Source organism: Longimicrobium terrae, assembly GCF_014202995.1.
Taxonomy (GTDB): domain Bacteria; phylum Gemmatimonadota; class Gemmatimonadetes; order Longimicrobiales; family Longimicrobiaceae; genus Longimicrobium; species Longimicrobium terrae.
In genome coordinates, this window is the sequence record NZ_JACHIA010000055.1 from 1 (window position 1) to 1297 (window position 1297).

Annotated in this window: 1 protein-coding gene; it reads right to left on the bottom strand. The window is 62.6% G+C overall.

Translation table 11 applies throughout. The features are described 5' to 3' along the window. Nucleotides 1-26: 26 nt before the first annotated feature. Nucleotides 27-1196: an IS4 family transposase gene (locus tag HNQ61_RS28195; protein WP_170035021.1), complete on the bottom strand. Its 1170-nt coding sequence runs from the start codon at nt 1194-1196 to the stop codon at nt 27-29. Nucleotides 1197-1297: the final 101 nt, after the last annotated feature.

Here is a 1297-nt window from a genome sequence, read left to right on the forward strand (position 1 = left end):
CAACCCTCCCCCCACTACTGTCCGGCTTACAAGTCGAAGAGCTGCAACTGGTTAGGAAGCGGTTGACTGGTGGTAGTGTAATCCGGGGCTGAAAACGCCTCTTCGAGCGAGGTTTTCTCGAAGAGAGTGACGCTGAGGATCTGCAGCAGAGTGTAAAGTTCGAGCTTGGTGCCGAGGCGCTTGCGCACGATCGCGACAAGGACGTAGACGGAGATCGCGATCCAGATCTGAGTCCTGACCGCGTTGGGGCTGCGGCCGTAGAATGCCTTGATGCGCAGGTGCTGCTTGATCCACTTGAAGAAGAGTTCGATCTGCCAGCGCGCCTTGTACAGCCGGGCGATGGTGAGCGCCGGGAGGTCGAAGTTGTTGGTGAGGAAGATGTACGCCTTGCCGGTATCCGGATCGCGGAACTTCACGCGCCGGAGATTGACCGGGTACTTGGCCGCGGTGGCCTGGACGGTGAGGCGGATGGTCTGGTCGTAGACGAGACCGGTGGTGCGATCGACCGCGTGGGAGTAGAGGCGGCGGGTTTTCAGGTTGCGCCTGGCACGGGTAACAAAGATCGCCTTGGCGTGATCCAGGCGCAGAAGGCTCTTGAAATCCAGATATCCGCGGTCGAAGACGTAGATCGAGCCGGGCTCGGGGGCGAGTTCGTCGAGAACGTGCTTGTCGGAGAAGCTCCCGCCGGTGATGCGGACGTACGCCGGGATGCTGCCCCGCAGATCAAGAAGGGTGTGGAGCTTGATCCCGGCGGCATCCTTGTGGTACTGGGCCCATGGGAAGAGCCCGAGGCAGAGCTCGATCGTGCTGGAGTCGAGGCAGTAGACGGTCTGCTCGATGTCGAGCGCCAGGGCTTCACCCGCGTAGAGCCGGCGTGCTTCGGCCATCAGGACCTGCGCGTAATCGGCGTAGATGCGCCAGTCGCGCCGCTCGTTCGCGTCCGCGAGCGTGGTGCGGGTTACGGATCCGCGGATTCCCATGTGGTACAGCCGGTCGGGGATGACGCCCAGACAGGCTTCGATGTCGCGCAGACTCTCCCGATAGGTGAGCTGCGCGAAGGCCATGACCAGGAACTGGTCGCGGCAGGTGAAGGTCCGAACCCGGTGGTTGCCCCGGTAGCGCCGGATGCAGCGGTCCAGCACGTCGCGGGAGCCGTGCGCGATCAGCTGGGCGAAGAGGGTGCTGCCCTGATTCATCCGGTGCTCCTGTCGTTGGCGGTTCTCGACAGGATAGACGGGGTCCGGCACCACTTTCAAATCGGCGCGTCCAGATTTACGACGCAACCCACTGTGCTAAA

Bases quoted from the DNA above. Each gene is read 5' to 3' on its own strand.
- HNQ61_RS28195 (WP_170035021.1), bottom strand. From the start codon at position 1,196: ATGAATCAGGGCAGCACCCTCTTCGCCCAGCTGATCGCGCACGGCTCC.